The organism is uncultured Megamonas sp. (genome assembly GCF_958438645.1).
GTDB lineage: Bacteria > Bacillota > Negativicutes > Selenomonadales > Selenomonadaceae > Megamonas.
In genome coordinates, this window is sequence record NZ_CAUBSM010000011.1 from 1 (window position 1) to 25,218 (window position 25,218).

21 protein-coding genes and 1 other annotated feature are annotated in these 25,218 nt (G+C 31.7%); of the genes, 10 read left to right on the forward strand and 11 right to left on the reverse strand.

Going from position 1 to position 25,218, the window contains the following annotated elements:
* Window positions 1–356 (forward strand): hypothetical protein (locus tag Q5I67_RS08085; RefSeq protein ID WP_302486983.1); only part of this gene is annotated, 356 nt, incomplete at its 5' end.
* Between the two features lie 43 nt (window positions 357–399).
* Here Q5I67_RS08085 and Q5I67_RS08090 read toward each other — a convergent pair.
* The 8 genes from Q5I67_RS08090 to Q5I67_RS08125 form a co-directional block, all read right to left on the reverse strand.
* On the reverse strand, window positions 400–2,127 hold the full coding sequence (locus Q5I67_RS08090) for a phosphoethanolamine transferase (RefSeq protein WP_302486984.1): 1,728 nt from the start codon (window positions 2,125–2,127) through the stop codon (window positions 400–402).
* A 99-nt stretch (window positions 2,128–2,226) separates the two neighbouring features.
* On the reverse strand, window positions 2,227–3,555 hold the full coding sequence (hemL, locus tag Q5I67_RS08095) for a glutamate-1-semialdehyde 2,1-aminomutase (protein WP_302486985.1): 1,329 nt from the start codon (window positions 3,553–3,555) through the stop codon (window positions 2,227–2,229).
* Between the two features lie 123 nt (window positions 3,556–3,678).
* Window positions 3,679–4,998, reverse strand: coding sequence for a type II secretion system protein GspD (locus tag Q5I67_RS08100; protein ID WP_302486986.1), 1,320 nt, complete (start codon window positions 4,996–4,998; stop codon window positions 3,679–3,681).
* 36 nt (window positions 4,999–5,034) lie between these two features.
* On the reverse strand, window positions 5,035–5,676 hold the full coding sequence (locus Q5I67_RS08105; RefSeq protein WP_302486987.1) for a hypothetical protein: 642 nt from the start codon (window positions 5,674–5,676) through the stop codon (window positions 5,035–5,037).
* A 76-nt stretch (window positions 5,677–5,752) separates the two neighbouring features.
* Window positions 5,753–7,207 (reverse strand): glucose-6-phosphate isomerase, encoded by a 1,455-nt coding sequence (locus tag Q5I67_RS08110; protein ID WP_302486988.1) that lies wholly within the window; start codon window positions 7,205–7,207, stop codon window positions 5,753–5,755.
* A 156-nt stretch (window positions 7,208–7,363) separates the two neighbouring features.
* On the reverse strand, window positions 7,364–8,716 hold the full coding sequence (locus Q5I67_RS08115) for a phosphomannomutase (RefSeq protein ID WP_302486989.1): 1,353 nt from the start codon (window positions 8,714–8,716) through the stop codon (window positions 7,364–7,366).
* A 121-nt stretch (window positions 8,717–8,837) separates the two neighbouring features.
* Window positions 8,838–10,193, reverse strand: a complete 1,356-nt coding sequence (locus Q5I67_RS08120; protein ID WP_302486990.1) for an MATE family efflux transporter — start codon at window positions 10,191–10,193, stop codon at window positions 8,838–8,840.
* Between the two features lie 64 nt (window positions 10,194–10,257).
* Window positions 10,258–11,016, reverse strand: a complete 759-nt coding sequence (locus Q5I67_RS08125) for a YdcF family protein (protein ID WP_296897412.1) — start codon at window positions 11,014–11,016, stop codon at window positions 10,258–10,260.
* 93 nt (window positions 11,017–11,109) lie between these two features.
* On the opposite strand from Q5I67_RS08125, the gene Q5I67_RS08130 reads away from it, so the two are divergent.
* On the forward strand, window positions 11,110–11,460 hold the full coding sequence (locus Q5I67_RS08130) for a cupin domain-containing protein (RefSeq protein WP_302486991.1): 351 nt from the start codon (window positions 11,110–11,112) through the stop codon (window positions 11,458–11,460).
* A 58-nt stretch (window positions 11,461–11,518) separates the two neighbouring features.
* Here the strand turns inward: Q5I67_RS08130 and Q5I67_RS08135 are convergent, their stop codons facing one another.
* Window positions 11,519–12,844, reverse strand: a complete 1,326-nt coding sequence (locus tag Q5I67_RS08135) for a UDP-glucose/GDP-mannose dehydrogenase family protein (protein ID WP_302486992.1) — start codon at window positions 12,842–12,844, stop codon at window positions 11,519–11,521.
* A 178-nt stretch (window positions 12,845–13,022) separates the two neighbouring features.
* Here Q5I67_RS08135 and Q5I67_RS08140 point away from each other — a divergent pair, with 178 nt between their 5' ends.
* The 5 genes from Q5I67_RS08140 to Q5I67_RS08160 all read left to right on the forward strand — a co-directional run bounded on the left by Q5I67_RS08140 (window position 13,023) and on the right by Q5I67_RS08160 (window position 17,898).
* Window positions 13,023–13,277, forward strand: coding sequence for a TIGR03905 family TSCPD domain-containing protein (locus tag Q5I67_RS08140; protein WP_302486993.1), 255 nt, complete (start codon window positions 13,023–13,025; stop codon window positions 13,275–13,277).
* Window positions 13,278–13,317: 40 nt separating this feature from the next.
* The gene (locus Q5I67_RS08145) at window positions 13,318–14,088 is read left to right on the forward strand and encodes a histidinol-phosphatase HisJ family protein (protein WP_302486994.1); all 771 of its coding nucleotides are present in this window, start codon (window positions 13,318–13,320) and stop codon (window positions 14,086–14,088) included.
* A 26-nt stretch (window positions 14,089–14,114) separates the two neighbouring features.
* Window positions 14,115–15,314 carry a hypothetical protein gene (locus Q5I67_RS08150; protein WP_296899313.1) on the forward strand — a complete coding sequence of 400 codons (1,200 nt, stop codon included), beginning with the start codon at window positions 14,115–14,117 and terminating at the stop codon, window positions 15,312–15,314.
* A 52-nt stretch (window positions 15,315–15,366) separates the two neighbouring features.
* On the forward strand, window positions 15,367–16,332 hold the full coding sequence (locus tag Q5I67_RS08155; protein ID WP_296899311.1) for an AEC family transporter: 966 nt from the start codon (window positions 15,367–15,369) through the stop codon (window positions 16,330–16,332).
* Window positions 16,333–16,473: 141 nt separating this feature from the next.
* The gene (locus tag Q5I67_RS08160) at window positions 16,474–17,898 is read left to right on the forward strand and encodes an aspartate ammonia-lyase (protein ID WP_302486995.1); all 1,425 of its coding nucleotides are present in this window, start codon (window positions 16,474–16,476) and stop codon (window positions 17,896–17,898) included.
* Between the two features lie 41 nt (window positions 17,899–17,939).
* Here the strand turns inward: Q5I67_RS08160 and Q5I67_RS08165 are convergent, their stop codons facing one another.
* Window positions 17,940–18,575, reverse strand: coding sequence for an HAD family hydrolase (locus tag Q5I67_RS08165; protein ID WP_302486996.1), 636 nt, complete (start codon window positions 18,573–18,575; stop codon window positions 17,940–17,942).
* Between the two features lie 275 nt (window positions 18,576–18,850).
* Window positions 18,851–19,088, forward strand: a binding site (T-box leader).
* Window positions 19,089–19,165: 77 nt separating this feature from the next.
* On the opposite strand from Q5I67_RS08165, the gene aroF reads away from it, so the two are divergent.
* From aroF to Q5I67_RS08180, 3 genes are read left to right on the forward strand one after another with little or no spacing between them, the layout of a single operon-like run.
* Window positions 19,166–20,179 (forward strand): 3-deoxy-7-phosphoheptulonate synthase, encoded by a 1,014-nt coding sequence (gene aroF / locus Q5I67_RS08170; protein ID WP_302486997.1) that lies wholly within the window; start codon window positions 19,166–19,168, stop codon window positions 20,177–20,179.
* The gene (locus Q5I67_RS08175; protein WP_302486998.1) at window positions 20,176–21,081 is read left to right on the forward strand and encodes a prephenate dehydrogenase/arogenate dehydrogenase family protein; all 906 of its coding nucleotides are present in this window, start codon (window positions 20,176–20,178) and stop codon (window positions 21,079–21,081) included. The genes aroF and Q5I67_RS08175 overlap by 4 nt, the downstream gene beginning before the upstream one ends.
* A 7-nt stretch (window positions 21,082–21,088) precedes the next feature.
* Window positions 21,089–21,985, forward strand: coding sequence for a DMT family transporter (locus tag Q5I67_RS08180; RefSeq protein WP_270517503.1), 897 nt, complete (start codon window positions 21,089–21,091; stop codon window positions 21,983–21,985).
* Between the two features lie 67 nt (window positions 21,986–22,052).
* Here Q5I67_RS08180 and Q5I67_RS08185 read toward each other — a convergent pair whose 3' ends face one another.
* A complete protein-coding gene (locus Q5I67_RS08185; protein WP_302486999.1) occupies window positions 22,053–25,112 on the reverse strand; it encodes a glycoside hydrolase family 2 TIM barrel-domain containing protein in 3,060 nt (1,019 codons plus the stop codon).
* Window positions 25,113–25,218: the final 106 nt, after the last annotated feature.

Below are 25,218 nucleotides of genomic sequence, written 5' to 3' on the forward strand. Positions count from 1 at the left end.
ATTGCTATCATATCCATGATGTGCAAACTATGAGTAATCGAGAAACTAATAACTTTGATGGCATTACTATCGAAGAAGAAAATAACTTTCGCAAAGAAACAGCTCAAGAAAAACAACAACAATATCAACAATCTTACAATGATAGATATTATCGTTCACCACGTTCTAGTGGCATAAAAGTCCGTTATATTAATCTTGGGAGTAAATCCTCTTCTAGTTGGCTTACTAGAGGTTTAATCGCGATTGGCGGTATTGCAATAATAAGCTTTTTCTTCTTTGTTGCACTGCCTGTGCTTTTAACCCTACTTGGTGTCGGTGTTGTAGCTTGGCTAATCTTTCATTTCTTTAAACGTTAAAAAAAAACTCTTAACATAATCATCATGTTAAGAGTTTTTTTTATTAACTTTTCATCTCTAAATCATAATCCTTATCTAAGAAAATTCGCTTTCGTTCTTGATTATAATATGGATTTATAATACTTCGCGTTTCCTGAAATTCTGGCGTTTTTATCCCTGTAGTATCCAAAATGGTATGAATTAAATCATCTGTCATATATTTTTTATCTACAGAAGCTTTAATTTGTGCATCTACTATAGGGTATTTTTGTTTGAATTTCTCTGTAGTATAAATAATAAATGGTATTTCTAGCATAGATTTAGTAGGATTATCGTCACTATGACCACTGAAATTTTTCAAATCATAGACTTCCTCGCCATGGTCTGGCATATAGATGACTATAGCATCTTTATCTTTAAAAGCTTCCATAATCTGTGTCACAATTGTATCATCATATAAGATAGCATTATCATATTGTGCTCTTTTCGTTTTTGCTTCCTGCGTTTTTATTATGCCTTTTGTTTCATCTACATTAGCAAACTTAGCAAAATCAGGTGTATATCTATTTTCATATTCACCATGACAACCCATTAAATGCAATACATAAAAATTCTTCTCACTATCATTATTCATAGCTTCATATAATAAAGGCAATAATTCACCATCAGCACGATAAGATTTCTCATATGATTGCCTAATTCCTGTAAATTTCTTATAATCACAGCGATTAGCATAAGCCAGTGCTACATTTGCCCATTGACCTGAAGTTTCTTGATTAGAAAGCCAATACGTTTTATAACCTGCTTTTTTCATGATATCGAATAAATTATTACATTCATACCATTTATTCGTAGCTTCATAATTGTGAAAAGTAAATACTTCGCGAAGTGAACCAATAGTATACGCATGAGGACTGATTACATCTTTAAAGACATAGAGTTCATTATTTTTAGCCATCTTATCCATCTTTGGCGTGGTTTCTAATGGATAACCATATAAACTCATATGACCTCTTGATGTTGACTCGCCTAAAATAAATACAATATTTGGTATGTCTCTTCCTTTATCTACTATCTGTACATTATTTTGCATATTTGTATAAATTTCATGAAAGGCTATTGCATCTTCAACAGCTTGCTCTACAGGTGCCATAAGTCTTGTAAAAGTCAGACATTCTGTGAGATTTTTCCCAGGTATGATTACATAAAATAAACTATATAGACAAAAATAAGGTAAAAATAAAATAACTAATTTATTATTTAATTTTATTTTTTTACTTATACGATTTAACAAATAAATACCTAACACTAAAATAATTATAAAGATTAAATAACTCCAAGAAAAATACATAGTGATAAATTCTATCGTTTCGCGAAGATTTGTGCCAATAATTACACTTATTATCCCTGCTGTAGTAAAAGTATAATATTTACCAATTATAAATAATTCCATCAAAGATAAAATCATACTTATACTTAAAATAAAATATTTTAAGTATTTTTTTATTCTGCCATGTAAAAAATTTATAATTAATCCCATGAAAATAATCACGCTAAAAGGCTTAAATAAACCACCTATAGCATTTTCATACTGATTATATAAACAAAATAAATATAAATATGGCATAAAATTAAATATCATCATTAAACTAATAAAGAAAAATTCTTGCTCTATTACCTTAAATATTTTTTGCCAACATAAATTTATTGTTTTCGCAGGGTTTAAGATTATATTTTTAAAACCATCATATATTTTTTTCAAATTTAATTTAAATCTATCTATTAAAATCAATTACAACTTCCTCTTATAAAAATCAAAAAATCCTTAGTATACTGTTTTATTATACTAAGGATTTTAGATTTTACTATATATTTTTTTATTTTCTTTTAATTATTTATTATCTTTAAGAAAATCTGCCACTTTTTTCATTGCTACTTCTGCTGCTTCAATAGTTTTTACAATATCATCATCACTATGAGCTCCAGACATAAATAATGTTTCAAATTGAGATGGTGCAAGATATATGCCTTGTTCTAACATAGACATAAACCATACGCAAAAAGCTTCTTGATTAGAACTTTCAGATGTAGCATAGTCATATACATCATTTTCATTGAAAAATACACCAAACATAGAGCCTGCTTGATGAAGTTGTACTTTTACACCAGCATCTTTAGCTGCTTTAGCAAAACCTTGTAATAAATGTTTTGTTTTAATGGATAATTCACGTGTATAATCAGCTTTTCCCCATGCTGGATCAGCAGAAATTATATTAAGTGTAGCAATACCAGCAGTCATAGCAAGTGGGTTTCCACTCAATGTACCAGCTTGATAAACAGGTCCTTTTGGTGATACACAATCCATGATTTCACGTTTACCACCATAAGCTGCTACAGGAAGACCGCCACCTATAATTTTACCTAAGCAAGTCAAATCAGGTCTAATTCCATAAGCTGCTTGAGCACCATTTAAAGCTACTCTAAAACCACACATTACTTCATCAAAGATAAGTACAGTGCCATGTTTTTCAGTTTCTTTGCGAAGTGTGGATAAAAAGCCCTGTTTTGGAAGTACAAGACCCATATTACCTGCAACTGGTTCAACGATTACAGCTGCGATTTCATCGCCTTGTTCATTCATCAAATTAACGAAAGCATCTACATCATTATATGGTATTGTAATTGTATCTTTAGCTGTTCCTTTTGTTACCCCTGGGCTATCTGGCTGACCAAAAGTAGCTGCACCAGAACCAGCTTTTACAAGTAAACTATCAGCATGACCATGATAACAACCGATGAATTTTACAATTTTATCACGGCCAGTATAACCACGAGCTACGCGAAGTGCACTCATAGTTGCTTCTGTACCTGAATTAACCATGCGGATTTTTTCAATAGAAGGCATTAATTCTATTACTTTTTTGGCAAGTTGTGTTTCTAATAATGTAGGTGCACCATAACTTGTACCACGAGTCGTTGCTTCTTGAATTGCTTTGACTACATCTGGATGAGCATGTCCCACTATCATTGGGCCCCAAGAACCTACATAATCAATATATTCATTGCCATCAATATCATAAATTCTACTGCCACTAGCTTTAGCTATAAAAGGTGGATCACATTTTACTCTAGCAAAAGAACGTACAGGACTATTTACCCCACCAGGCATAACTTCTTTAGCCTGCGCAAAAGCTTGTGAAGATTTTTCTAAATTAAGCATATATTCATCTCCAATACTTATAAAAATTTCTTAAATATAAGCTATTACTAATCAATTATTATATCATAAAAGCTATAAACTCGCTTTATTTTATTATTTATGAAATATTTACTCAATATATATTTAGTCCATGACTTCATGTGCCGTCAAAAAAATCATGACTTCAGTATCACTTTTACTTTTTTGGATATGTTTAAATAAATTACCCAATATCGGAATATCACCTAAAAAAGGGACTTTACTTATCTGCTTAGCTTCATCACTGCCAATCAAACCACCGATTACCATCGTTTGACCATCTTTTAGGCGAACAATGGTATCTGCTGAACGCTTTTGAAAACGATATGCCTTCATATCTTCTACATACATTGGCGAACTTACCTCTGTATGTACTTTTACCGTGATTATGCCATCTTCATTTACTCTTGGCGTGCATTTTAAAATAATACCAGCTTCACGATATTTTATTGAAGTTGTAGTCGTTGAATTCGTTGTGGATACAGTAGGCACAGGGACTTCACTGCCTATATTAATCACAGCTTCTTTTCCCTGTATGGTAGTAATATTTGGACGAGCTAAAATATTAGCCTTACCATCACTTATTAAAGCATCAATCTTAGCGGCATAATAAAATTCATAAGGATAGCCATCTACACCTTTGCCAAAGCGAATTACCCCAGGAATATTTTCATCATCGTTCCATTTACGCGTTACTTCATCTACAGGTAAATAATCTGTTATTTCTTCTTTTGTACCATTTTCGTTTACTACCGTATGTTTTACTGTATCATAAGTTATTTCATGTTTAGGTGATTGAGGTAATTTTGACCATTCCCAACTTATGCCTAAGTTTTTGGCAGCATCTTTTTGAATAGCAGTTACCTTTGCCTCTAATGATACTTGTTTTGGCGGTTTATCTTGCTCTTTTAAATATTTTTTTATCTGTTCATATTGTTCTAAAGTTCCATAAAAACTTATTGTATTTTCGCTTTCATCAATCATTACCTTATTATTTATCGCTGTTTTTTTATCTTTATCATCTATTTTATCAGGCAAATTACCTGTTAACATCAGATTTATAGTTTGTGCTATTTTATCTAATTCTAAATAATTTATCTGCACTGTATATAAATTTATATCTTTATCTCCCTTGCTTATATAAATGACATTATCCTTTAATTGATATGTATAATTATTATTTTGAGCAATAATTTTTATCATATCCTGAGATTTTATGTCTTTTAATTTTACAGATACATTTCCTTGAACATCATCACTTATTACTATATTTAAATTATTTTCTGCTGCTATACTCGTAAGTAGATTTCTAATATCTACATCTACAGCTTCTAATTCATTAGCATTTGCTACCATAAAATTATTACATATAATTTCCAAAATCATCATCATTGATATTAAACATATTTTTATTAAATTCTTCATCATTAACTCCTAAGCTACATACTAAACTCTTTAGCTCTAAGTTAAAGGGCAATTTATATTTTTTCCTGTATTATCCTGCAAAATCAATTTATCTTTTTCAATAGCAATAATTTTTATATCATCAATTATATCTCCTTGATGTACTCTATATACCTTATCATTTATGCTAAATAATGCTACCATTTCATGATTAAAATTCAATATTGCTTTTAGTTTATATATTTTTTCGTTATTTTGAGTCGATATATCTCGCTTTATTTTTTCATTATTTAATTTATTTTCTGTTATTTTATCATTTCGATCATCACTAATATTCATAGTATTTTCAAATTGATTTTCTTTTGTATTCTCATCTACTTGAATTTCGTTACCGCTATTTTTCGCTACTAAATCATCAGCTTGTTCATGAGCAAAAGAAAAAGGATTTTTTATCACTGCTATATCTTTATCTGTTTCATAAATCATCTTATTATTTTCTTCTTTTACTGTATCTTTTAATACCATATTATCATTTGCTAAATTTTTACTAGTTGCTATCTGTGTTTCATTTTCACTAAAAAAGCAATAAACTCCAATCACCATTATTATCACTATAAATATCAATATCTGTTGCCATTTCTTTGGTAAATTATTAAACTTTGCCAATTTACTCTGTATAAATTCTTTATATTTTACCATAATAAACCTCTTCAAAAATGACAAAAAGAGGATACAAATGTATCCTCTTTCTAATATAAATTTATAAACTCAAAAATTATTTTTTAGCTTTTAATTCTTGAAGTTTAGGTCCCATTATACGTTTGTAAGCTTCTACGCCTGGTTGGTCAAATGCATCAACATTAGCAAATTCACCTTCATAAGCAATAGACATTGCAAGCATGTATAAGAGTTCACCTAAATGATAAGCATTCATTTCAGGTAAGCTAAATAATGCATTGAAACGTTTGTTAGAAGCAAGAGCATCAGCATTGGACTGACGAGCAACTTCTAAAGCGTCACCCATTGTTACGCCAGAGATATCAGCAAGTTTTTTAACTTCTGGGAATACGTTAGGAATTACTAAATCATTTTCCCATTTTTCTACGCGAATGAACTGAACAACTTTATCAAGCATACCTTCTTGATGTTGCTGAGTCTGAGAGTGCATATCACGTGTACCAAGAGCAACAACTGGAGTACGACCATAGCATACTTCATTGCCTTCTTTATCGAACTGTTTTCCTAAGGATTCAGCTAATAACTGAATGTACCACATAGATAAAGATTCAAAATAGTCACCATATGGCATCATAACTTCAATATGACGACCATATTTTTCAGAAGCGATATATTTTAAAGCAGCATTGAGCATTGCTGGGTTTTCCCAAACATTTTCAGATTTACAAGCTTCATCCATATCTCTTGCACCGCGTAAGAATTCATCAATATCAAAACCAATGCAAGCAGCTGTTGTAAGACCTACATCTGTAAATACAGTGAAACGTCCGCCAACTCCGTCTGGTACAGAGAATTGTGGCCAGTTATGGTCAATAGCCATCTGTTTTAATAATGTTGGTTTTTCAAGGTTAGGATCTGTTACTGCTACAATTTCTAATTCAATATCTGGATTTTTCTTTAATGCATCATAAACTACCATGAAGTTAGACATAGTATCAAGTGTTCCACCAGATTTAGAAATTACGATGAGCATTACTTTGTAATTGCGTTTATAATGAGATTTTGTAATTTCTGCACAATCTTCAAGATTAGTAATTAAATCTTTTGTACGACGTGGATCGATATTATTACCGCTGAAATAGAATTTAGGATATCCATTTCTTTCTTCAGTGGATTTGCTATTCCAGAATTCACCGCATTGAATATCGAATAATACTTTATTTCCGAGGTAAGAACCACCAATACCTAAAGAAACAACTGCATCTATACGATTTCTTACAGATTCACGTAAATCTTGAAGACGTTTCATAGATTCAGGAGAGTTTAAAGGCCCTTCTTGAATATATGGGCACTGGCTGAATAATACTTTTTCAGGTTCACCATCTTTAGATAAATGACCTTTAATTACACCAGTTTCACGCATTACATTCATTGCTTTATGAGCTTCTTTTAATTTTTCACCAAAAGCTTCAATATCAGCTTTAGTTACTTTACCTTCACCAAATAAATTATCATAGTCAAAAGTAAAGCCAGATTTTAATTTGATACTCATGTTTTTAATTCCCCCTTAACTAAAACATATAGCCTATCATAAAATAGAACTATTCAAAATATCAAACATATAATTGAATAGTCCTATTATATCATATTTAATTTTTATTGACGATTATTTATATAACTATAAATATGAAATATAGTTATATACTTATTAAGCACGAATAACCGCTAAAACTTCTGCTGTTTTTTCTTCAAGAAGTTTTTTATCGCCACGAGTTTCTACATTAAGACGAATAACTGGTTCTGTATTGGAAATACGAACATTAAATCTCCAATCTGGATAATTTACGCTGAAACCATCCATTTTGCAAACTTCACCAGTGGAACCGTATTTTGCTTCAATTGCAGCCATAACAGCTTTTGCATCTGCTACTTTGCTGTTGATTTCACCGCTAATTGGATAACGTTCCATGCGTTCTTTAAGCATTTCAGACATTTTACCTTCAGCCTGGCATAATAATTCAGCAACTAAAAGCCATGTAATCATACCGCTATCGCAGAAGGAGAAATCTTTGAAGTAGTTATGTGCAGACATTTCGCCACCATAAACAGCATCTTCTTTACGCATGCAATCTTTGATAAATGCATGACCGCTCTTACACATAACAGGTGTGCCGCCAGCTTCTTCAACAACTTCAATTGTATTCCAAGTAAGACGTGGATCATAGATGATTTTTGCACCAGGATTTTTCTTTAAGAAAGCTTTTGCTAAGAAGCCAACGATATAATAACCTTCAATCATATCGCCATTTTCATCAAAGATAAAGCAACGGTCGAAGTCACCATCAAAAGCAACACCGAGATCTGCTTTTTCTTCGCGAACAACTTTTGCAGTAGCTTCACGATTTTCCATTAATAATGGATTTGGTACACCGTTAGGGAAAGATCCATCTGGTGTATTATAAACTTTAACGAAATTGAATGGTAAGCGTTTTTCAAGTTCATCAATGATTGGGCCAGCTGCACCATTACCAGAGTTTACAACAATTTTCAATGGTTTTAAAGCACTCATATCTACATAAGTTAATAAATGATCGATATATTCTTTCATGATATCAACTTCGATAACTTTTGCAGGTACTTCAGCAGGTGTACCAAGTTCACCAGCCATAACTTTAGCTTCGATATCTTTAAGACCAGTATCACCGCTAATAGGACGAGCTTCTTTACGAACTAATTTTAAACCATTATATTCTTTTGGATTATGGCTAGCAGTAATCATGATACCGCCATCTAATCCAAGATGAGCTGTAGCAAAATAAATCATTTCAGTACCGCACTGACCGATGTCTACAACTTCACAACCCATTTCAGTAAGACCGAGTTCTAAAGCTTTCTGAATTTCTGGACCAGAAAGTCTGATGTCATGACCTACTGCAACTCTTTTAGCATTAAATAATGTTGGAAATACACGACCAATTCTATAAGCTAATTCTTCATTAACTTCTTCTGGGAATTTTCCACGAATATCATATGCTTTGAATGCTGATGATTTTAATTCCATATTTTTCACCTCAATAAATTTATAAATCTATAAATATAATATTATTATTTATCAAAATTGGCAATCTATTTTTATTTTCTTTTCAATTTATATAAATATAAGAAAACTTTTTTTATGCAAATTAAACTGATAATTTGTGCTCATAATACTTTTTCAACAAAGACTTTCTTGTAATATAAAAAGTTATCATAAGTGGCACACATGAACCAATCCATGCCATAGGATTTGCCCAACATGCACCGATATAACCAAATGCATCAACTAAAAATAGACCAGCCGCTGCTCTCATCACTAATTCCATGATACCTGCAAAAGTAGGAATAATGCTTTGTCCCAAACCTTGCAATGTATAACGATAAATAAATAATAAAGATAAAATTAAATAGCATGAACCATTTACAATCAAATAAATATGACCATATTCCACTACTTGTTCTTGTCCATCGCCCACAAATAATCTAATCAACATTGGACCTAAACAAATATTCATCATTCCTGCTAAAATACTAAATCCACCAGACATCAATATACATTTATTAACGCCAGTTTTTATCCTATCCATGCGACCAGCACCATAATTTTGAGCAGTATATGCTGCCATTGCCATGCCAAATGACATAAGAGGCATAACAGCTATCATATCTATCTTTTGAGCTGCTGCATACGCTGCTACAGCAACTTCACCTAAATTATTTAACGGAACTTGCAAGATAATAGCACCGATAGCAATGATTGAAGCTTGAAATCCCATAGGAAGTGCTACCTTTAAATGCTGTATAGCTATTTCTCTAGAAATCTTCAAATCTTTTAATTGAAAATGCAATAAAGGTATTTTTCTTTTAATATAATATACACAACAACTACCATTGATCAATTGGGCTAATACTGTGGCAAAACCCGCACCTTTAATACCCCACTCAAAAACACCAATAAAAACTATTTCTAAAATAATATTCAATACACAACCTAAAATTAAAAAATAAAGAGGCGTTTTACTATCTCCTAAAGCACGAATTAAATTAGAAGACATATTAAACATCATTGTAGCTACGATACCTAAAAAAATTACAGTTAAAAATGTGCATGCCATATCCAATACTTCTGGTGGTGTTTGTAAAAAAATAAGTGCAGGACGAACCATTATTACACCAAAAATAGTGACAATAATAGTTGTGATCACACTTAAAACCACACAAGCCGCTGCACTTTTTCTCATACCATCTTCATCTTTTGCTCCAAAACGCTGACCTGTGCAGATAGATAATCCTGCTGTAAATCCAATTACAAACCCAATCATAAAAAACATCAAACATCCGCTACATCCTACTGCTGCTAAAGCACTTACCCCTAACAAACGTCCAACAATTAAAGTATCACTTAATAAATATAATTGTTGAAATACATTACCTACAATTAATGGCAAAGTAAACATCAATATTAATTTTGCTGGACTACCTGTCGTTAAATCTTTTACCATAATATCACCGCCCTTATGTATCCCATTTTTGATAAATATACCAAAAATGGATTTTAACTGTCTATTATTCTATATACTTAGTTACAAATGTTCGTAAATTTTCTTGTAAATAAATTGCTGTAAACTCTAATGCCTGAGATGATGGTGCTAAGCGATTATAGTGAAAAACCTTTTCTTTATTCACCATATAATCACAAGGATATGGTATTACATCTACACCTAACTTGTTAAAATTAACTACAGCTCTATCCATATGAAAAGCTGATGTTACAAGTAAAGGCTGTTTGTACTTTCTTGATTTTAAAATATTAGTACTGTATTCCGCATTTTGCGTTGTATTTAAACTCCTATTTTCTAGTAAAATCATATCTTCAGATACACCGAGCTCTTTCAATATACGTCTGGCAATATCTGCTTCTCTACCACTATCTTCATAAATTTGTCCACCTGAAACAATAATTGGTATACCCAATTTTTTTTGTAAACGAACAGCGGTAAGTAAACGATTGGCTGGTATACTACATAAAGTCCCTGTTCCTGTGACATCTGGTGTATCACCTGTAGCTCCGCCTCCTAAAACGATGATTACATCCGCATTAGGCAAATGTTGAGGTGGATCATAAGCATCTTCTAATCTGCCAATTAACATACTAGCTATATACGAAGTTGATGATAAATAAAAAATAAATGTAACAAATGTAATAGCTATTGCTAGTCTTGTTTGTCTTCTTTTTTTACAACAATAAGCTAAAAATAAAAATAAAACAAAAAATATTCCTGGTGGCAATACCCAACTAGCACCAAATTTTAAAAACTCAATCATAAAATTCCTTTCTTTTCTAATAAATTGTCACAATTTTTTTTAATCTATGATAAAATACTATTAAATACTACTTAAATTTTGGAGGGTTTTACTATGATTTTCACAGAACATGAAATTGTCCGTAAAGAAAAAGCCAATGGCGGTAAAGGTCATATTATCATTGAACATTTACTCACAAAAAACGAATTGAAAGAACAATGCGGTATGTTCGCTCATGTTACTTTAGAACCAAATTGTTCTTTAGGCTATCATGAACATCATGGTAATGGCGAAGCCTATTATATCACTAAAGGCAATGGTCTTTACAGTGATAATGGAAATATTATTGAAGTAAAAGCTGGCGATGTTGTCTTCTGTCCAGATGGAGAAGGTCATGGTATTGAAAATAAATCTGCTACTGAAAATCTAGAATTTACAGCTCTTATCATCAATACAGCTAAATAAAAATATTGTAGCTACTAAATTAATTAATTTAGTAGCTACTTTTATTTTAACACAATATTTATTTTCGTACACCAATTTGATAATAATTTAAACCATTACTTTTTACGGTTTTTGCCTTATAAATATTTCGTCCATCAAAAACATCATTGCCTTTCATTCTTGAAGCAATTTCCATGAAATCTGGACTTTGGAATTCTTTCCATTCTGTAACAATTACTAAAGCATCAACGTCATTTAAAGCATCATATTTGTTATTTATATAATTCACATCTACATCTTTAAGATAGAAAGATTTTGCCATATTCATAGCTTGAGGATCATATGCTCTAATCGTAGCACCACGTTGTTTTAATTCTTTAATCAATGTAATTGATGGTGCTTCTCTCATATCGTCTGTACCTGGTTTAAAAGCTAATCCCCAAATTGCAATAGTCTTATCACTTAAATCTTCGCCTAAGATTTCTGTAACACTATGAACTAATACCATTTTTTGACGAGAATTTACACTTTCTACAGATGTTAATAATTCTGGTTCATAATTATGTTCTTTACTTGTTTTGATCAATGCTTTTACATCTTTAGGAAAACAACTTCCGCCATAACCACAACCAGGATTTAAAAAACTATAACCAATACGAGAATCACTTGCAATGCCACGTCTTACTTTATTAATATCAGCTCCTACGCGTTCACTGATATTAGCAATTTCATTAATAAATGAAATTTTAGTAGCAAGCATAGCATTTGCAGCGTATTTTGTAAGCTCTGCACTTTTTATGTCCATAGTCACAAAAAATTCACTTGAACGAATAAATGGTTCATATAATTCTTGCATAACTTCTATAGATTTTGCATTTTCAGAGCCGATAACCACTCTATCAGGATGCATAAAATCTTGACAAGCATTACCCTCTTTTAAAAATTCAGGATTAGATATGACATCAAATTTTAAATTACTGCCGCGTTTATCCAATTCTTCTTGAATTACAGCTTTTACTTTATCTCCAGTACCTACTGGCACAGTAGATTTATCCACTATATACATATCATGTACCATATATTGACCGATTTCGCGTGCTGCATTCATTACATATTGTAAATCTGCACTACCATCTTCACCCATAGGTGTACCTACTGCAATAAAACAAATATCACTATTTTTTAAAGCTTCTTTTATATCTGTCGTAAATTTTAAATTTCCTCTTTGTTGAGCTGATTTTACCATTTGCTCTAAACCCGGCTCATATATAGGAATTATTCCTTGTTTTAAATCTTCGATCTTTTCTGTTACTACATCAACGCAAGTGACATTATTTCCTGTGGCAGCAAAACAAGTTCCTGTAACTAATCCAACATAACCTGTTCCTATCATTGCAACTTTCATTATTATTTACACCTCTATATACAAAATCGCTCACAATTTTATTTATACTTAATATATTTTGCCTTATTTATCTCTAAATATCAAGAAATTATTTACAAACAACGAATTGTCATTTTATAATAATACAAATAATAATAAACAATATATATACTATAAAAATAAAGGATTGTGATTTCTTATGAAAAATTTTTCTTATAAAACTTCTGGTACTTGTTCTAAATTAATAAATTTTAGTCTTGATAATAATAATATCATTCATAACGTTGAATTCATCGGCGGTTGTAATGGTAATCTTCAAGGTATCAGCAGATTGATTGAAGGTCAAAAAGCTCAAGATGTCATCGAAAGATGTCAAGGCATTCATTGTGGTATGAGACCAACTTCTTGTCCAGACCAATTATCTAGAGCTTTAAATGAAGCTATACAAAAATAATAATCACAAATTAAAAGTTTAACAATAATAGGTGATAATTATGCTTTTTGATACTCATCTTCACACAAAATTTTCAGCTGACTCTAAAATGTCTATCGAAGATGCCATCTTAAGTGCTAAACAACAAAATATAGGCTTAGTACTCACAGAACATTTAGATTATGATTTTCCTGGTGATGATATCTATGAGTTTAACCCCCAACAATATTTTCAAGAATATTCTAGCTACCAATCAAAAACACTTTATTTAGGTGTAGAAGTTGGTATGCAAGAACATACTCTCATTCAAAGTAAAAAATTTGTCGAAAGTGCTCCTTTTGACCAAGTTATTTGCTCATTGCATTTATTAGAGGGTAAAGATTTATTTTATGAATCCTGTTATACTGAAGATAAGCATACTGTATATCTAAACTATTTAAACACAATGATAAAATTAATCAAACAACATGATTTCGCTAATATACTAGGCCATATTGATTATATTTGTCGTTATGCCCCATATGCAAAAAAAGATATTTGCTATGAAGAATTCCATGACACTATTGATACTCTTTGGCAGACAATCATTGACAAAGGTATTGTGCCTGAACTAAATACTAGACGTTTTGATAACTCTAATAATATATCTATTTTATTAAAATTATATGAACGCTATGCTATGCTTGGTGGTAAATATGTAAGTATAGGCTCTGATGCACATAAACCAGAAAATATAGGTTTTGCCTTTAAAGAAGCTTATACATTACTTGATAAATTAAATTTACAACCAGTATATTTTGTCAATCGTCAAATGCAGCTCAGTAAAATTTAAAATAAACATTAGAAAGAAGGGTTTGTATGTCCTTAAAAAAAGCTATTTCTACTGGATTATGTATTTCATTGCTATTTACTTCTGGAACACCTGTTTTGGCTGGTAGTTTAAATAGCACAAATACGGCTCAACCTCCATCTTACAATTATGGCGTTTTAGATTCGACTAACTTACAATCAAAATTACTTTTAGTTGAACAATCTGTATATGGACAAGAACAAACTGGTGCCCTATTAGATAGAATTAGTCGTTTAGAAACAGATTTTTATGGTAAAACTTCCAGTTCAAAAACAGCACTTAGTGACCGCATAAACACCTTATATTCCACTATGTTTGATAACAGTATTCGCCCTTCTGCTATCACTCAAATGAATGGTATTGAATGGTTCTTAAGTCGTCATGTTTCCATAAAATCTCTGACTGATAGAATAACTACATTAGAAACTCAAATTTACGGTAAACCTATAACTGGCACACTGCAAAAACGCATGAATGACTTGGCTATGCTTGCCTATGGCAATTCTGATACCAAAACTCCACTTGTTTCTACAACTATTCCAGTTGATACTCTGATAAAAATAAAACTAGTTACACCTCTTAATACAGAAACATCTAAAGTTGGCGATAAAGTAAAATTCCAAGCCGCTGAAGATGTTATTTATAATGGAAAATTAATTATTGCAGCAGGAGCTCCTGGTGAAGGTGTTGTTACCAAAGTAAAAAGTGCTAGAAACTTCGGTCGTAATGGCGAAATTGATGTAGATTTCCAACAAATTCAAGCTTTTGATGGAACTTATGTTCAAACTATTTTAGGTGATAAAGCAAAAAAAGAAATTGAAAATCTAGCTATGGCAGCAGGTGCAAGTATTGCAGGTATGGCACTTTTAGGACCTATCGGTATAGTTGGTGGTATTTTCGTAAACGGTAAAGATATTGATTTACCAGCTGGTACAGAATCTTATATTCAAACAAAAACAGCTACTAATATTTATGCTATTCAAACAAACTTAGCAGATAACTTTAAAGTAAATACACCACCAATAGATGAAGAAGATACTTCCACTAATACTACAGATGCTTCTGATAATACTTCTAGTACTTCTTCTAATATTACTGATACTACAGATAATACATCATCTACAACAAATACAGATTATAATATAAATACTACACCATCTAACAATGATATTTCTGCAGAAAATAATATTTACGATTATGAATATTAATTTATATTGAGACCAGATAATATCTGGTCTCTTTTCTTAGGAGGATTTTATTTTGGATGAAGCTCAACTTCGTTTTCTATTTGTATTTACAGATCTAATCGCACCCCTTGTCGCAGGTTATTTATGCTATCGCTATCAAGTAATCACACAAGATTTTTGTAATAAACTCATAAAAATCAATATTCGTTTAGTCGTCTCTATTTTATCTTTTTTAAGTTTTTGGACCTTAAAAATAAGCATGGATTTACTTTGGCTTCCAATATTTGGTTTTTTAGCTTGTATAGTTCCAGGTATAATTGCCAAATATACTTTTGCTTCTAGTTATAAAAACTTAAATGACCGTGGAGCTTATATGATGGCTTCCATGTTATCTAATATCGGCACTTTATCCGGGTTATGTGCTTTTATTGTCTATGGCATTCAAGGATTTGCTTATCTTCAAATCGTAGCAATGTTTCAAACTCTATTTACATTAAGTGTTTGCTTTCCTTTAGCTAATTATTATCATTCAAAAGCCAGCCGTAGACATCATCAAAAAAATCAAATCAATATACGCCAATTACTATTTAACCTTAATCAATTGCCAGTTTTAGCTATGATTATCGGTTTTTGTCTAGCTTTTAATAATATTCCTACTCCTCAAATTGGCTATGATATATTTAATTATCTAGTACATATTGGAGCTTGGGCAGGCTTATTTCCTGTCGGTTACATCACTAGATTTGATAAAGCTAAATATTTTCTCAAAAAGACTAGTGATATCATCATTGTAAAATTCATCGTACTTCCTTTGATGGCTTATTTTGTATTGATCTATCTCTTTAACGATCCTGTACTAATTGGAAGCATGATTATTGCTTTTTCTGCTCCTACAGCTATAAACGCTGTACTTGCTTGTAGCATCTATAAATTAAATGTAAATATTGCTATCTCTTCATTTTTATCTACAACAATTATATTTTTACTGATAATTTTTCCACTCTATTTCTTTGTAATCAAAGATTTAATAATTCCTTAAGCCAAAAAATCCATAAATAAGTAGTGAAATACTACTTATTTAAAATAATTTTAAGAAAATTTATTTTTGTCTTTACATGTACATTGTATACATGATACAATATGCATGTAAAGAAGATAATATTTCGCGGAGGCGATTAAAATGCGTATAGAACATGATTTTTTAGGTGAACTTGAAGTTCCTGATAATGCTTATTACGGTGTACAAAGTCTTAGAGGTTCTCATAATTTTAATATCACAGGTCAAAAATTAGATCCAGATTTCATCATTGCTTTAGCTATAGTAAAAAAAGCTGCTGCTATGGCAAATTTAAAAACAGCTCGTCTTGATAATAAAATTGCCAATGCCCTGATAAAAGCTGCTGATGAAATCATCGCGGGTAAATTACATGACAATTTCATTGTTGATCCTATCCAAGGTGGAGCAGGCACTTCTATCAATATGAATATGAATGAAGTACTTTGCAATCGAGCTTTAGAGATTATTGGTGAAAAAAAAGGACGCTATGATATTATTTCTCCAAATAATCACGCTAATATGGCTCAATCTACAAATGATGCTTTTCCTACAGCTATAAAATTATGTATCATTTTAAAATCACGTAAATTAAAAATTGCTCTAAAACGTTTATCTTGGGAATTAGAAAAAAAAGCTCATGAATTTAAAAATATACTCAAAATGGGCAGAACTCATCTTCAAGATGCTGTTCCTATCACTTTAGGTCAAGAAATGTCTGCTTATGCTTCTGGTGTAAATCGTGGTTTAAATCGCATTGAACATGCCTTAATTAATTTACACTATATCAATATGGGTGGAACTGCTATCGGCACAGGATTAAATGCCGAACCAGATTATATTCCAGAAGTAGCTAAAATTCTATCTGAATTAACAGAAGAAGATTTTCATGTCGCTAAAAATTTAATTGATGCTACTAATAATACCGATGGCTTTGCTGATATCTCTTCTGCCTTAAAAAATACTGCTCTTATGCTCATAAAAATGGCTAATGATTTCCGTCTAATGGCTTCTGGCCCTCGTTGCGGTTTAAATGAATTAAAATTGCCAGCTCGTCAGCCTGGTTCTTCCATTATGCCTGGTAAAGTAAATCCAGTTATCGCTGAAGTTTTAAATCAAACTTGCTACCAAATTATCGGTAATGACACTACAATCAGCCTTGCTGTAGAAAATGGTCAATTTGAATTAAATGTCATGGAACCAGTAATAGCTTTTAATATATTTAATTCTATAAAATATATGACCAATGCAGTAAATACCTTTGTTGATAATCTTTTAATAGATTTACAAGCAAATGAAAAACAATGCTCTACTTGGCTCAATCATAGTGTTGGTACTATCACTGCACTACTTCCTCATATTGGCTATGAAAATGCTTCTATGATCGCTAAAGAAGCTTATCAAACTAATAAACCTGTACGTGAAATCATCTTAAGTAAAAATCTATTAACTGAAGAAGAACTCGATATTATTTTATCACCAAGTGAAATGACACATCCTGGTATTGCTGGTGATAAATTATTAAAAGATACTCTCAAAAAAAGAGCTTAAAACAAAACCCCTAGCAATAAATAATTGCTAGGGGTTTTATTTCATTTTTTATTTAATTCATCCATTAATGCTGGCAATTCTTTTATATCATTGATTATATAAGCTGGATTTTCCACTTTGCCAAAACCATAATTTGCAAAAATCATCGGAATACCTGCTATCTCGCAAGCTTCAAAATCTCCTTGTGTATCGCCTACATAAATAGCTTCATCTATATTGTTATTTTTCATCAATAATTTAATAGTTTCACCCTTATGAAGACCTGTATCACCATAACATAAATGGTCTTTTACTTTATCTGTCATATTGGCATATCTTAAAGTCGTTTCAATATAACCAACTTGACAATTACTTACTATATACAAATTATAATTTTCTGCCAATTTATTCAATGTATCAATTACACCATCATAAAAAGTTCCTGATTTTTTTTCTAAATAAGCATCTTCATAATCATAACAAGCTTTACATACTTCTGCACGTTTTTCATCATCTAAATCAGGTAATATAATTCGACCAATTTCGTCCATTGTTTTACCAAATAATTTTTTTAATTTATCGCCATCTAGATTTGCTTTAACTCCTGTTTTTTCTAATATAGCTTCATTCCAACTTTCAGCTACAACATCAGTAGAATCCCACAATGTACCATCAATATCAAAAATAATATTCTTCATAAAAATCTCCTTATTATAAAATTACTTATTTCCATTTTAAGAAAAATCTTAAAATTAATCAACAACAATTTAATCAAAAGAAAAAGATTTTTTTTTCATCTTTACACTAAAAATTTATTCATAATCATCCTCAAATCAATAAATATAAAAAGTATCTTCTATCATTATTTTAGCAATGAAAATATTAATTATTTACAACTATACAATCATAAATTAAATTTTATAAAAATTAATATTGACAAAAAAAGATTTTATGTTTATAGTATTAGACATAGATAAATGCAATGAACAGGAAAAGTATATTTGCGAAGTTTTCAGAGAGTTATGGTTTGGTGCGACATAATAATGAAGCAAATAGAAATACACCTGTGAGCTACTGGCTGAACATTTATTTAGTAGGCTTAGTCGGAATGCCACCGTTATCATAGGCTAGGGTATGTTAGTACCTGAATAAAGTGGCTTGCTATTAGCAAGAAGGGTGGTACCACGGGTTAATTACAGCTCGTCCCTATTTAGGGGCGAGCTTTTTTGTATTTATTTTTAAACAAAAATATATTTAAGTTATTTAAAATTTAGGAGGAATACATATTATGATTATCGTTATGAAACCAGAAGCTACAAATGCTGAATTAGAAGCTGTAAAAAATAAAATTACTGACGCAGGCTTAGACTTTCATCTCTCTCAAGGTTCTTCTCGCACTATCGTCGGTGTTATCGGTGATAAGAAAAAAATTGCTACATTGCAGATGAATAGTTTTGGCGGTGTAGAAAAAACTGTTTCCATCACTGAAAAATATAAATTAGTCAGTCGTGATTTCAAAAAAGAAGATAGCATTATCGATGTAAATGGTGCTAAAATTGGTGGTAGTCATCTCGCTATCATGTCTGGCCCTTGTGCTGTTGAAAGCAAAGAACAATTACTTGAAGCTGCTAAAGCTGTAAAAGCTTGCGGTGCACAATTCTTACGCGGTGGTGCTTTTAAACCTCGTACTTCTCCATATGATTTCCAAGGATTAGCTGAAGAAGGTTTAAAAATGCTTCGTGAAGTAGCTGATGAAGTAGGTCTCAACGTTGTAACTGAAATCGTAAATATCAACGATTTAGATATGATTTGCAAATACGCTGATATGCTCCAAATCGGTGCCCGCAATATGCAAAACTTCCAATTATTAAAAGAAGTAGGTCATACAAATAAACCTGTACTTTTAAAACGCGGTCTCAGTGCTACAATCAGTGAATGGTTAAATGCTGCTGAATACATCGCTAGTGGTGGCAATTACAATATCGTACTTTGCGAACGTGGCATCAGAACATATGAAACATTCACTCGCAATACTTTAGATTTAAGTGCTGTAGCTGCTGTTAAAGAATTATCTCACTTGCCTATCATCGTAGACCCAAGTCATGGTACTGGTCGTTGGCAAATGGTTCGCCCTATGGCTCGTGCTGCTATCGCTGCTGGTGCTGATGGCTTAATGATTGAAGTACATCCACATCCTGAAGTAGCTCTAAGCGATGGCGACCAATCACTTAAACCAGATAATTTTGCAGTTGTTATGCAGGAAGTTCGTCAGATTGCACAAATGATGGGGAAAACATTATGAATACAGAAAAAACACCAAAATTACATTTAGCCATTTTAGGTGTAGGTCTTATCGGTGGTGCTTTCGGTATGGCACTAAAAGATAAATTACAAGATGATATCTTCATCACTGGTAATACTCGCACTGAAAAATCTTTACATGAAGCAAAAGCTTTAAAGGCAATTGATGAAGGTTTTTTAGACCCAATAGAATGTGTACAAGGTGCTGATATTATTTACCTCAGCACTCCTGTATTACAAATTGTGCCTTTAGTAAAAAAAATATTACCACATTTAAAACCAGGTGCAATTTTAACAGATGCAGGCAGTACAAAATCCTTCATTGCCAAACAAATCATGGATTTACTTCCTGAAAATATCTATTATGTAGCTGGTCATCCTATGACAGGACGTGAAAAAAGCGGTGTAACAGCTGCTCATAAAGATTTATTTAATAATAAATGTTATGTAATCGTCAAAGATACAGGTGCTCCAGCCAAAATAGTTGAAAAAATCGTCAATCTAATAAAATTAACTAATGCTAATATTACAACTCTCACTTTAGAAGAACATGACAGATGTGCTTCTATCATCAGTCATATTCCTCATATTACAGCAGCTGCACTAGTTAATCTTTTAGATAAAAACCCTAACGATTTAGAATCTTGCATCACTCTTGCTGGTGGTGGATTTAAAGATACTACGCGCATTGCTTCCTCTAATGCTGATATGTGGGCAGATATATGTATCTCTAACAGTGAGCCTATTATCGAGCACCTCTCTCAGCTTCAAGCTATCTTAAGTGGAGTAATAACTTCCATTGCTAAAAAAGACCGCCAAGCCATTCATGATTATTTTGTTGAATCAAAAACAAGACGCGATATGATACTAGAAGAAACAAAGGACAAATATGATTTAATTTAGGTGAAAAATGCAACACAAAGCTTATAGTTTTCTAATTATCGCTTGTCTTCTATGGGGATTTCAACCTGTTACTATAAAAATAGTAACGCAAGAAATGAATATCTTAACGATAATTCCTCTTAGATTTCTTATTGTCAGTATAATTTTATTCATTATCATGAAAATAACAAATGAAAAAAATTTTTTACCACCAAAAAAATGTCTATTAACTTTATGTTTAATGGGCTTTTTTGGTATTACAGTAAGTAATGGTATTCAATTCACAGGACTACAATATTCCTCTGTTGGTAATATGACATTAATCAGTACTACAGCTCCTGTTATCACTGTTATTTTAGCTAGAATTTTTCTTAAAGAACATTTAAATTCAATTCAAGTAACAGGTATAATTATTTCTTTCTTAGGTACATTATATTTATTAAGTGGAGGAAATATCACTACTTTTACCCAAATGAATTTTAATAAAGGAGATATTTATTTCTTCATCGGTGAAGTAGCTTGGGTCATTTATATTTTACTCAGCATTCCTATACTCAAAAAAATATCAGTCTTATCCGCTACTGCCTGGTCTGGATTATTTGGTTCTATCTTAACAGCAATATTTGCCCATTATAGTGTAGGCTTACAAATAGTTCCGCTATCTCCTATCGCTCTTTATTCATTCTTATTTATTATTTTAGGTGGCGGTATAACTGCTATGATTTGTTGGAATTTAGGCACTAAAAAAGTAGGAGCTAGTAATTCTGCTATATTTTTGAATTTATTACCTGTAGTAGGTATTATTTCTGCATATTTTACCTTAAATGAGCCGATTACTCTGCAAAAAATTTTAAGTGGTATCTTTATTATTTTAGGCGTATATATAACGACCCATAGCCACAAATTTATCAAGAAATCTAACTAAAAGAAAAAGACGATATCAAGATGATTTTATTCATCAAGACATCGCCTTTTTTATTTATCTAATTTAATTAAATACCTTTAAATTCAAAGGAAAAGTGTTTATCTTCGTTTTTAGTAATATATTCATCAAGAGTTGGTGCACCCCAAGAATCATCACCGCCAACACCGTACATACCAGCAGAAGCTCTGAGAACTGTATGATGTGGTCTAGCTAAATCATAATGATGTCTAGCATTTTCAATTTCATGTGGATTGTATGGAAGAGCAGAAGCTTCAAATGGAGTTGCAGAAGAAATTCTAACACCTCTACCGCGTCTATCTGTTACTTCAAACCAACGAACATCACAATGATTTCCACATTCTTGTGGTACTAAATATGGCTGAATTTCATCTTGTGTTGTAGTAGTGAAGATACCTAATTTTCCACCTTGTTTACGGTCAATATAATTATCACATGGACCTAAACCATAATATTTGATCTGGTCATAATCTACAGGAATTGTAAAGAGCATACCAAAATCAGGAATAGCAGGAAGTCCTTCTACTTTTTTGTAATCCATATCAACTTTAACTACGCCATCACCTGTAACAGTATAAGTTACTACTACATGAGCTACTGGTCTTGTTGCAAGTTCATAAGTGTATTTTACAGTTGCAGATTCAGTACCATTTTCAGATACTTGCATATCTACGCATTTAGTGTACATGCTTGCTAATTTCCACTGAGCTGTATCAAATGGCATACCGCAACCATTATCATTGTCGATAGGTGCTCTCCAGAAATTCATTTTAGGGAATTCTTCAATGAGTTCTACGCCATTATATTTATAAGAAGTAAGCATTTTTCTATCAGCAGAGAACATAACGCTGAAGCCTTCGCCTTTTACGCCAATATTGAAATCGGATTTAACGACTTTAATTGGAGCTACTGCTTTTTTATCTGCTTTGCCTTCTTTTGTGAATACATATTGACCGAAAGCTACTTCATGGCCACAATTTGCCCAAATAGTTGCTTGTTTCAATACTAAAGAAGCTGTAACTACATATTCACCTGCGCCAAATGTAGGTAATGTATAAGCCACTTCACCTGTTTGACCTGCATTGATATCAGCAGTTAATTTTTTCTGCCAAACATTTTTACCATCTTTAGCTAAGGAAATGATTAAGTCATAATCACTTGTATTTGTAAATAAAGATTTATTGATGATTTTTACACCAGTTTCACTTGGAATAAGTGTGAAGTTTTGATAATTGAATTTAACTTCTTGTAATTTAGAAGTTGGTGCATGATCTGCAAATACGATACCATTACCAGAGAAGTTATAATCGCATGGTCTATCGCCAAAATCGCCACCATAATTCATTACATCATTGCCATATAAATCTCTAGTCCAGATAGCTTGGTCTGCAAAGTCCCAAATAAATCCGCCTTGATATAATGGTTCTTCATCAGTTAAATCAGTGTATTTATGCATACCACCATTACTGTTACCCATGGAATGAGTATATTCACAGCAAATAAATGGTTTTTCTCTATATTTAGATAAAAATTCTTTTATCTGTGTTACTTTTGTATACATCTGGCTTTCCATGTCGCTTGTACCATCATAACGACGTTCATCAGGCATAGCCAATACCATTTTTCCACTTGCTTCATTAACACGGTCCCAGCAAATGCTTTCATAATGAACTAAGCGAGATGGGTCAGCTTTACGGAAGTATTCAGACATATCATAGATATTTTTACCACCATAAGATTCATTACCACAAGACCAAATAATGATACTAGCATGGTTTTTATCGCGTTCAAGCATGGATTTTGCTCTATCCAATACAGCTTCATGCCAATGTGGATGATCATTTGGTACAGTATTTTTATCACAGCGTACACTTCCGCGAATTTGCCAAGAACCATGTGTTTCCATATTTGTTTCATCAATTACATAGAAACCATAGATATCGCAAAGTTCATATAATTTGCTGTTATTTGGATAGTGAGATGTTCTGATAGCATTGATATTATTTAATTTCATAATATCTAAATCGTGAGCGATTTTGCTTTCAGGAATAGCACGACCATAGTAACAATCGAATTCATGGCGGTTAACACCTTTGAATACAATGCGTTTACCATTGATTTTCATGATATTGCCGTCCATTTTAAATTCTCTAAAACCAATGTTTTGTGGAATGATTTCCACTACATTATCATTTTCATCTTTTACAGTGAAAGTAGCTTTATAAAGATTTGGATATTCAGCACTCCAAAGTTTTACATTTTTAACGTCTGCTGTAAATACGCTTGTAGCACCTGTAATTTCTTGAACTGTATCAATTATTACATTTTCTTCATCATCTACTAATTTAACTGCTAATTTTTTAGCACATTTATTATTCCATTTGAAATCAATAGATAATTTACCATCTTTATAATCATTGCAAGGAGTTGCATGAATGAATAAGTCATCAACGTGAACTTGTGGTTTTGTATAAAGATATACATCGCGATAAATACCGCTAAAACGCCAGAAATCCTGGTCTTCAATCCAGCTAGCAGAGCTAAAACGATAAACTTGTACTGCTAATTTATTTTCACCTTCAACGAGATAAGGTGTTAAATCAAATTCTGATGGTGTACAGCTATCTTCGCTATAACCTACAAATTTACCATTAAGCCATAAAGCCATAGCATTATCTACACCTTGGAAAGATACAAAAACTTCCTTCCAGCCTTGTGGTACTGTAAAATATTTTACATAAGATGCTACAGGGTTATTTTCTGTTGGAATTTCGCCTTCGTTTAATTCTTCATGACCGTCCCAAGGATAAGCTACATTTGTATATTGAGGTTTGCCGTAACCTTCCATTTGAATATGTGCTGGAACACGAATTGTATCCCAAATTTTGCAGTTATAATCTGCTTTTTCAAAACCTTCAATACGAGATGCTAAATTTTTTGCATAAGAGAAATACCATAATCCATTTAAAGATTGACGCATGGACATTTCTTCATTGAGCATTTCTTCTTCATTAGCATAATAATGATGGTCGCTATGTGCAGGTAGACGATTATCTGCAAAATATGTTGAGTCTGCCAATTTGCTTATATCAAAAATCTTTTCTTCCATAAATAAATAACACCTCATTTTTATTTTCGAAAAATATTTTTATCGTAAACGTTTACATTGAAATTTAAACTAAAAATAATTAAATTATCAAAAAATTTTTTCTTAT

What these genes read in the sequence shown, in the direction of transcription:
- Q5I67_RS08115 (WP_302486989.1), bottom strand. Translation starts at nt 8,716, where the DNA reads ATGGAATTAAAATCATCAGCATTCAAAGCATATGATATTCGTGGAAAA.
- Q5I67_RS08125 (WP_296897412.1), bottom strand. Translation starts at nt 11,016, where the DNA reads ATGATTGAGTTTTTAAAATTTGGTGCTAGTTGGGTATTGCCACCAGGA.
- Q5I67_RS08110 (WP_302486988.1), bottom strand. Translation starts at nt 7,207, where the DNA reads ATGAGTATCAAATTAAAATCTGGCTTTACTTTTGACTATGATAATTTA.
- Q5I67_RS08105 (WP_302486987.1), bottom strand. Translation starts at nt 5,676, where the DNA reads ATGGTAAAATATAAAGAATTTATACAGAGTAAATTGGCAAAGTTTAAT.
- Q5I67_RS08175 (WP_302486998.1), top strand. Translation starts at nt 20,176, where the DNA reads ATGAATACAGAAAAAACACCAAAATTACATTTAGCCATTTTAGGTGTA.
- Q5I67_RS08120 (WP_302486990.1), bottom strand. Translation starts at nt 10,193, where the DNA reads ATGGTAAAAGATTTAACGACAGGTAGTCCAGCAAAATTAATATTGATG.
- Q5I67_RS08180 (WP_270517503.1), top strand. Translation starts at nt 21,089, where the DNA reads ATGCAACACAAAGCTTATAGTTTTCTAATTATCGCTTGTCTTCTATGG.
- Q5I67_RS08150 (WP_296899313.1), top strand. Translation starts at nt 14,115, where the DNA reads ATGTCCTTAAAAAAAGCTATTTCTACTGGATTATGTATTTCATTGCTA.
- hemL (WP_302486985.1), bottom strand. Translation starts at nt 3,555, where the DNA reads ATGCTTAATTTAGAAAAATCTTCACAAGCTTTTGCGCAGGCTAAAGAA.
- Q5I67_RS08185 (WP_302486999.1), bottom strand. Translation starts at nt 25,112, where the DNA reads ATGGAAGAAAAGATTTTTGATATAAGCAAATTGGCAGACTCAACATAT.
- Q5I67_RS08130 (WP_302486991.1), top strand. Translation starts at nt 11,110, where the DNA reads ATGATTTTCACAGAACATGAAATTGTCCGTAAAGAAAAAGCCAATGGC.
- Q5I67_RS08165 (WP_302486996.1), bottom strand. Translation starts at nt 18,575, where the DNA reads ATGAAGAATATTATTTTTGATATTGATGGTACATTGTGGGATTCTACT.
- Q5I67_RS08145 (WP_302486994.1), top strand. Translation starts at nt 13,318, where the DNA reads ATGCTTTTTGATACTCATCTTCACACAAAATTTTCAGCTGACTCTAAA.
- Q5I67_RS08140 (WP_302486993.1), top strand. Translation starts at nt 13,023, where the DNA reads ATGAAAAATTTTTCTTATAAAACTTCTGGTACTTGTTCTAAATTAATA.
- Q5I67_RS08135 (WP_302486992.1), bottom strand. Translation starts at nt 12,844, where the DNA reads ATGAAAGTTGCAATGATAGGAACAGGTTATGTTGGATTAGTTACAGGA.
- Q5I67_RS08160 (WP_302486995.1), top strand. Translation starts at nt 16,474, where the DNA reads ATGCGTATAGAACATGATTTTTTAGGTGAACTTGAAGTTCCTGATAAT.
- Q5I67_RS08100 (WP_302486986.1), bottom strand. Translation starts at nt 4,998, where the DNA reads ATGAAGAATTTAATAAAAATATGTTTAATATCAATGATGATGATTTTG.
- aroF (WP_302486997.1), top strand. Translation starts at nt 19,166, where the DNA reads ATGATTATCGTTATGAAACCAGAAGCTACAAATGCTGAATTAGAAGCT.